This window comes from Flavobacterium sp. (assembly GCF_044361015.1).
Taxonomy (GTDB): domain Bacteria; phylum Bacteroidota; class Bacteroidia; order Flavobacteriales; family Flavobacteriaceae; genus Flavobacterium.
Genome location: NZ_JBIKJL010000012.1, coordinates 44690 through 50962, shown reverse-complemented (window position 1 = coordinate 50962; position 6273 = coordinate 44690). Strand labels below are relative to the sequence as shown.

Below are 6273 nucleotides of genomic sequence, written 5' to 3'. Positions count from 1 at the left end.
GCCTATGGCGATTTTGTGCAAACACCAAGACAGGAATATATTAAATACGAAGCCAATTTTAAATCGGAAAAAGCATCCCACTTCATTTTGAATTATCAATACAATAAAGAAGGGCGTACGTTTCGTGCCGAGGCTTATTATAAATCGTATGATGATTTGGTAACGTTTGATTCCCAACAACCGCAGTTTGATTCGGATTACAATTCAAACGGAACCGGTTTTGCTCAAGGACTTGACATTTTCTGGAGAGATAATAAAACATTTAAAAATACCGAATATTGGGTTTCCTATTCGTTCATTGATTCAGAACGATTGTACCGCAATTTTCAGACAGCGGCACAACCCAGTTTTATTGCAGACCATACGCTTTCTATTGTTACAAAACATTGGATTGAAGATTGGAAATCGCAAATCGGATTTTCATATACTGTAAATTCAGGTCGTCCTTACAATAATCCAAATGAGGCAGAATTTATGAATGGGATGACCAAACCGTTTCAAAATCTAAGTTTCAATTGGGCTTATTTGATTTCGCAACAAAAGATACTGTATTTCTCTGTTTCGAATATCTTAGGAACTGAAAACGAATTTGGATATCAATATGCAAACACCCCTGATATGAATGGCGATTTTCAACGAAGAGCCATTGGTCAGCCCGCTGATAGATTTTTCTTTATCGGGTTCTTTTGGACCATTAGTGATGATAAGAAATCGAATCAGTTGGATAATCTATAGGTGCTAAGGTTCTAAGTTACTAAGGCTCTAAGGTTGAAAAGGTCACTCATTATTATCAGATGCCTTAGCAACTAAGTACCTCAGAACCTCAGGGCCTCAGAAATAACAATTCATCACCAAAAATCAACAACTCAGTCAAACTCCTTTTCAAAACCACTTTTTTCAACTGAAATTTGTTTCATCAAAAGAGTTAAACAATAGTAAACTTTTAAACATTTACATCATGACAAAAATTATCGTTACCATCGTTTTATTAGTTACCACACAATTATTTTCCCAAAGTCAGTACGAACAAGGAATGAGTAAAGCCTTCGCTCTGTGGGGAGAAGGAAAAAACACCGAAGCATCTGACCTGTTTGCACGCATCGCTTCTGCAGAAAAAAACAATTGGTTGCCCAATTACTATGTAGCATTTGTAAATACTTCTGCAGCTTTTGAAACCAAAGACAAAGATCAAATGAATACTTTATTGACAAAAGCACAAACAGCTTTGGATGTAGAAATAGCACAGCAACCGAACAACGCCGAGTTATTAGTTATGCAAGCCATGATTCACACCGCTTGGATTGCATATGACCCAATGACCAACGGCATGAAATTGTCCGGAAAAGTAATGGAACTATATGGAAAGGCAGAGGTGATTGCCCCAACCAATCCACGCGTGGTTTTTGGAAAAGCTGAATTTGAAATGGGTTCTGCTCAATTTTTCGGAACAGATACTCAACCAATCTGTGCACAAATTGCGAAATCAATCGAACTTTTTGCTACTTTTAAACCTGAGACTGCTTTTCACCCAAATTGGGGATTAGAGCGAGCAAAGGAAGCACGAGACGCTTGTAAATATTAACGAACATGAACAAATTAATTAAAGAATTTCCACGAGCAACCGCAATTGTAGTAGGCATATTTGTTGTGCTGATACTTTTAAAATTAGTTACAGGCGGACAAGTAGCTTGGAATAGTGAATTAGCAATAAGTTTTGGTTTTACCATTCTTTATGGATATTCTTTATATTATGCCAATGCTTTTCTTTTCATGCAGTTGGACCATTATTTTAAAGAGGAACGTTTTTCTCGCAAACGTCTTTTTATTGGAGCTTTTGCATCATTTATATTTTCAATTTTGGTGATTTTTTTATTGCGAATCTTTGAAGATGTTATAATTGAAGGCAAATCATGGGAGGCATTTTTGGTAGCGGAACGACCTGCAAATTACTTAATTTCCATCGTGCTTACTTTTATTGTTACTTTAGGGATACATGCTTTTTATTTTTACAAAGCCTATCAGGAGCATAAAGTAAAAGAACAAAAAGTAATTGCCGGAACAGCATCGGCACAATTTGAAAGTTTAAAAAATCAAATCGATCCGCATTTTTTGTTCAATAGTTTGAATGTTTTGAGTTCGTTAATTGAAGAAAATCCGGAAAATGCTCAAAAGTTTACCACTTCCTTATCTAAAATATACCGCTATGTTTTGGAGCAAAAGGATAAGGAGTTGGTTCCGGTTGCAGAAGAATTGGCTTTTGCCAAAACGTATATGAACTTATTGAAAATGCGTTTTGAAAATAGTATCACTTACGAATTGCCTGAAGGATTTGCTAATGATGAAGCAAAAGTGGTTCCGCTCTCGTTACAATTATTATTAGAAAACTGCATCAAACACAACGTGGTAAGCGAGAGTAAACCGTTGCATATAAAAATTTATACAGAGAATAACCAATTGGTTGTTGAAAATAATTTGCAAAAGAAGGAAATTCTCTCAGACAGAAAAGGAGTTGGGTTGCAGAATATTGTCAATCGATATGCCATCATTACTCAGCGAAAAGTGTTGGTAGAAGAATCAGAAAAATCATTTAAAATAGTACTACCTATATTAACAAAACAAATTTCAATTATGGAAACACAAATGAAATACAACGAGAACACGGCTTACTTAAGAGCCAAAGATCGAGTAGAAAAACTCAAAGGTTTTTACGGGAATTTAATTTCCTACTGCGTGGTAATTCCAGTTTTAATTATCGTGAATTTGAATACATCTAAATTTCAGTGGTTTTGGTTCCCAATGTTAGGTTGGGGAATGGGCTTGACTTTCCATGCATTAGAAACTTTTGGTTACGGAAAATCCTGGGAAGAACGTAAAATTCAGGAAATTTTAGAGAAAGAGGACAAACAGAAAAACACATGGAATTAAAAGTATCATTTATGGAAACTAACGAAGAATACGAAAGATATCAAAAAGCAAGTAAAAAAGTTCAGGAAATAAAAGGCTTTTATAGTCACTTAATTGCCTACGTATTTGTGATTCCGGTTACTGCATTTATAAACATAAAGTATACACCCGAACATTATTGGTTTTTTTATCCGATGATAGGGTGGGGAATAGGAGTACTGTTTCACGGAATAGGTGTTTTTGGCACCGATACTATGTTTAGTAGTGATTGGGAACATCGAAAGATCAAACAATTTATGGAAGAGGAAAAAAACAAGAATAAATAGTAATTAAAAAGTATCAATTATGAATTCTCAAGACGAAATAAAATACCAAGAGGCTCTTAAACGAGTAAAAAAAATTAAAGGATTTTACACACATGCTATTGTGTATGTAATCATCAATTTAATGATTATAATTGTGAATTATCAAAATTTAGATCCGGGAGAATCGTATTTTCAGTACAAAAATTTTACGACACTCTTGTTCTGGGGAATTGGCTTAGTGGCCCACGGATTCTCAGTTTTTGTTCCACAATGGTTTTTAGGTAATAATTGGGAAGAACGAAAAATTAAGGAACTAATGGATAAAGAGAAGAATAGTAAGTGGGAATAGTTGTCAGTAATCAGTTTTAAGTGTTCAGCTTTTACCCATAATTCATAACCACATACTAGCATGAAAATCATCATTATCGAAGACGAAAAACCGGCCGCACGTTTGTTGCAACGTAAATTAGAAAAAGTAGGTTTACAGGTGGATACACTTTTACATTCTGTGGAAGAATCGTTGGAGTGGTTTCAGAACAATGCTCATCCGGATTTGATTTTTTTAGATATTCAATTATCTGATGGGTTGTCTTTTGAAATTTTTGAACAAATCGAAATCAAAAGTGCAGTTATTTTCACGACTGCTTTTGATGAATATGCGTTGCGAGCCTTCAAATTAAACAGTATTGATTATTTGCTAAAACCGATTGATGAAGACGATTTATCAATTGCAATTACAAAATTCAAAAATCGATTTCAAAAAAGCATTATTTCTTCCTTAGATTTTGAAGCCATTAAGCGAATGTTAGTGAATCCGATTGAAAGAACATTTAAACAGCGATTTACCATCAAAATTGGGGAACGCCTTAAAATGATTCCGTTAGACGAGGTGGAGTGTATTTATAGCGAAAATAAAGGGACTTATTTACACACCCTCGATAATCGCGACTATTTAATCGATGGTACGTTAGATCATGTAGAAACGGAATTGAATCCAGAACATTTTTTCAGGGTAAGCCGAAAGTTCATCATTCCATTAAAATCAATTAAAGATATTCTGGTTTACAGTAACTCAAGATTAAAAGTAATTTTACCATCTTATAAAGAGGACGAGGTAATTGTCAGTCGCGAACGCGTAAACGATTTTAAGGAATGGTTGGGGTAAAAAAAAGACTGTCAATTTTGACAGTCTTTTTTGTAAACATTTGGTACTTATAATTTAGAATTCTTCAAATTCCTGAGTTTCATTTCTGTTTGCTTTTCGCACATTAATAGCTTTGTTATCGGCACCAGTTACAAAAGCAACAAATTCAATGTTATTACTATTAGCAATATTTGCAGGAATTGGGACAGAAAACGATTTTTTGTATGTTTTTCCTACTTTAGTTTCTTCTGAAGCAATTGGCTCACCAAAAAGAGGAGTCAAACATGATTTTAAAACGTGTTCGTGCTCAAAATCATTTATATAAGGCAACCCACCGTAAAAAGCGGTATAGTTTACTTGGTCGTAAATTAAATCATTTTCTAAGACATACACCACTAATTTCAGATTTTCAAAATCTTTGCTAAATTTTATATTTACGTCAAGGGTAATATTTGTTGAACTAACTTGGTTTGACATTGATAAACCTAATTTTGGATTATCACCTTGTGTTAAATTAATTACTTGAGTAATGTTGTTTTGTTCAAGTGGCTGCCAGCGTGTCATTCTGTTTAAAAGAGCTTTTGGGTAACCCGCCATGTTTAAAACTGACTCTAAAGAACTTGTATCATAATTATAAGGATCATAAGCCGCATCAGCAGGATTTGAACTGGAACGATGAATACCAACGGGTACAATAAATTCTGATTGAGCACGAGCTAGTTCAATTGCATGTGATACTCTTGGGCAATTGCCACACCATGTTCCGGTATAATCTTCTATTAAAACTCTTTTCACAAAATTAATTTCAGAACCATCATGAAATCTTACTGAAATTGGCTCAGAAAGTACACCGTAATATTTAGCTTGAACAGTATAGGTGCCAATTTCCGTAGTGGTAAAAGTATTTCCATCAATCGGAGTATTATTCACAAGAATAGTAGCATCTTCAGTTATAATTTCCCCTGAATTGGTTGTAACAGTAAATGTAATAGTCTCTCCAATTACCTTAATTGAATTATCAGTAGTTAAACCAATAGATTCAACCGATTCCAAAATTTTGTAATCGGTACTACAAGAAAAAAAACTGAAAATTATAAGTAATATCCCTAAGACACCAAATTTATTCATGCTATTATTGTTTGAATATTTTTACATTTGAAGAAACTCCTTCAGAGTTTGTAAAACGTGCAATGTAAATAGAAGTATTTAAATTGCTTAGATTGATATTTTGAGATCCTTCAGAAAAATTTAAATCTTTAATTAATTGACCGTTTAAATTGAATAATGTTACGTTTCCTTTATTAGCTGCTGTAAACGAAAATTCGTCAGAAACAACCGTGTTTTTAACATCAATACCTAAACTTGATAAGTCTTCAAGATTTATTAAACTTAAGGCTGGATCATATCGGTAAGTAAAAGTAATTGCACTTGATTCAAAACCTAAGGCATATACTGAAAACACTAAGTCCATTATACCACCTGAACCTGGATTAAAATTCACAAAATGATCTCCTTGCGAAGGATTACTTTGACCAGGAGCCAAGATATTTTCGTAATCAGGATAAATACCGTTTAAAGTAACACTGTCAAAGCAAGATCCACCATAGCATAATTCAAAATTAGCCCCGGTTGTATTAACCAAACCAATACATTTAATTTTTATGTCTAGTGGAGTAGATGAAACGTTTTTAACTCTAAAGTTAAGGTAAGCGGAAGACCCGGTGGTTCCAAAAGGAATAACCATTCCATCAGTGATAATGGTTCCATCAGATTTTTTAAACTCAACTTGGGCAAATGAAGTCAAGAAAAGAAAACTAAAGAATATTGAGTAGGTAATTTTTTTCATAACGTATTTATTATTGTTTATTTAAAAATTTTTAAAAGGGTGTTTAAAAGAATCTCGATTAAACACCCAATTAA

At 33.7% G+C, this 6273-nt stretch carries 8 protein-coding genes; 6 read left to right on the top strand and 2 right to left on the bottom strand.

Annotation, left to right across the window (positions count from 1 at the left end; all coding sequences use genetic code 11):
• The 6 genes from ACIQ2Z_RS05185 to ACIQ2Z_RS05160 form a co-directional block, all read left to right on the top strand.
• The coding region (locus ACIQ2Z_RS05185) for a TonB-dependent receptor domain-containing protein (protein ID WP_396183090.1) at positions 1–735 on the top strand (735 nt) is incomplete at its 5' end.
• Positions 736–958: 223 nt separating this feature from the next.
• Positions 959–1582: a hypothetical protein gene (locus ACIQ2Z_RS05180; RefSeq protein WP_396183089.1), complete on the top strand. Its 624-nt coding sequence runs from the start codon at positions 959–961 to the stop codon at positions 1580–1582.
• Positions 1583–1587: 5 nt separating this feature from the next.
• Positions 1588–2925 carry a 2TM domain-containing protein gene (locus ACIQ2Z_RS05175; protein ID WP_396183088.1) on the top strand — a complete coding sequence of 446 codons (1338 nt, stop codon included), beginning with the start codon at positions 1588–1590 and terminating at the stop codon, positions 2923–2925.
• On the top strand, positions 2916–3230 hold the full coding sequence (locus ACIQ2Z_RS05170; RefSeq protein WP_396174892.1) for a 2TM domain-containing protein: 315 nt from the start codon (positions 2916–2918) through the stop codon (positions 3228–3230). The genes ACIQ2Z_RS05175 and ACIQ2Z_RS05170 overlap by 10 nt, the downstream gene beginning before the upstream one ends.
• 19 nt (positions 3231–3249) lie before the next feature.
• Positions 3250–3558: a 2TM domain-containing protein gene (locus tag ACIQ2Z_RS05165; RefSeq protein WP_396174894.1), complete on the top strand. Its 309-nt coding sequence runs from the start codon at positions 3250–3252 to the stop codon at positions 3556–3558.
• Positions 3559–3618: 60 nt separating this feature from the next.
• On the top strand, positions 3619–4374 hold the full coding sequence (locus ACIQ2Z_RS05160; protein WP_396183087.1) for a LytR/AlgR family response regulator transcription factor: 756 nt from the start codon (positions 3619–3621) through the stop codon (positions 4372–4374).
• Between the two features lie 54 nt (positions 4375–4428).
• Here ACIQ2Z_RS05160 and ACIQ2Z_RS05155 read toward each other — a convergent pair whose 3' ends face one another.
• Both ACIQ2Z_RS05155 and ACIQ2Z_RS05150 read right to left on the bottom strand, forming a co-directional pair.
• Complete coding sequence (locus ACIQ2Z_RS05155) at positions 4429–5481, bottom strand: Omp28-related outer membrane protein (RefSeq protein WP_396183086.1); 1053 nt, start codon at positions 5479–5481, stop codon at positions 4429–4431.
• 4 nt (positions 5482–5485) lie between these two features.
• Positions 5486–6199, bottom strand: a complete 714-nt coding sequence (locus tag ACIQ2Z_RS05150; RefSeq protein ID WP_396183085.1) for a T9SS type A sorting domain-containing protein — start codon at positions 6197–6199, stop codon at positions 5486–5488.
• Positions 6200–6273 lie beyond the last annotated feature (74 nt).

Bases quoted from the DNA above. Each gene is read 5' to 3' on its own strand.
- ACIQ2Z_RS05180 (WP_396183089.1), top strand. From the start codon at position 959: ATGACAAAAATTATCGTTACCATCGTTTTATTAGTTACCACACAATTA.
- ACIQ2Z_RS05175 (WP_396183088.1), top strand. From the start codon at position 1,588: ATGAACAAATTAATTAAAGAATTTCCACGAGCAACCGCAATTGTAGTA.
- ACIQ2Z_RS05170 (WP_396174892.1), top strand. From the start codon at position 2,916: ATGGAATTAAAAGTATCATTTATGGAAACTAACGAAGAATACGAAAGA.
- ACIQ2Z_RS05165 (WP_396174894.1), top strand. From the start codon at position 3,250: ATGAATTCTCAAGACGAAATAAAATACCAAGAGGCTCTTAAACGAGTA.
- ACIQ2Z_RS05160 (WP_396183087.1), top strand. From the start codon at position 3,619: ATGAAAATCATCATTATCGAAGACGAAAAACCGGCCGCACGTTTGTTG.
- ACIQ2Z_RS05155 (WP_396183086.1), bottom strand. From the start codon at position 5,481: ATGAATAAATTTGGTGTCTTAGGGATATTACTTATAATTTTCAGTTTT.
- ACIQ2Z_RS05150 (WP_396183085.1), bottom strand. From the start codon at position 6,199: ATGAAAAAAATTACCTACTCAATATTCTTTAGTTTTCTTTTCTTGACT.